Consider the following 875-nt stretch of genomic DNA (forward strand, 5'->3'; position numbering starts at 1 on the left):
CGTTTAACGACACATTTGGTAATGCACAAAGTATCACTATCAACGCAAAAGAAGGCGATGATATTGAAGAAGTAGCGACTTACATCAACGGTCAACAAGACTTCGTAAAAGCGTCAGTAGACGAAGATGGCAAACTACAGATGTTTGCAGGTAACAACAAAGTTGACGGCGCAGTGACGTTCTCTGGCGCACTAGCGGGTGACCTGACCATGGGCGCTGCTCAAGCTGTGACGGTTGATACTATCGATGTAACGTCAGTAGGTGGTGCACAAGAGTCTGTTGCAATCATCGATGCAGCACTTAAATATGTAGATAGCCACCGTGCAGAGCTGGGTGCATTCCAGAACCGCTTTGACCACGCTATCAACAACCTAGACAACATTAACGAGAACGTGAACGCATCGAAGAGCCGCATCAAAGACACTGACTTCGCTAAGGAAACAACGGCGATGACTAAGTCTCAGATTCTGTCTCAAGCTTCAAGCTCAATCCTAGCTCAAGCGAAGCAAGCACCAAACTCGGCACTAAGCCTACTAGGTTAATCGCTTTAGTTCTCAGGAACGTTTTAATACAAACCCAGCTTCGGCTGGGTTTGTTGTTTTTTATCCTTAGATAACGAGAGCGCTCCGCTTCTGGAAAACTAGATATCTAGATTCTGGCAAACAAACGAAATAGAAAAAATAAGAGGTTGACGTATACACGCCAACCTCTTATTTTTTCTCTAGCTCTCTAGCTCTCTAGCTCTCTAGCTCTCTAGCTCTCTAGCTCTCTAGCTCTCTAGCTCTCTAGCTCTCTAGCTCTCTAGCTCTCTAGCTCTCTAGCTCTCTAGCTCTCTAGCTCTCTAGCTCTCTAGCTCTCTAGCTCTCTAGCTCTCT

Annotated in this window: 1 protein-coding gene; it reads left to right on the forward strand. The window is 45.8% G+C overall.

Translation table 11 applies throughout. The features are described 5' to 3' along the window. On the forward strand, positions 1–542 hold a 542-nt coding region (locus DPF91_RS21805; protein WP_277392967.1), incomplete at its 5' end, for a flagellin. Positions 543–875 lie beyond the last annotated feature (333 nt).

This window comes from Vibrio maerlii (assembly GCF_003415655.1).
Lineage (GTDB): Bacteria > Pseudomonadota > Gammaproteobacteria > Enterobacterales > Vibrionaceae > Vibrio > Vibrio maerlii.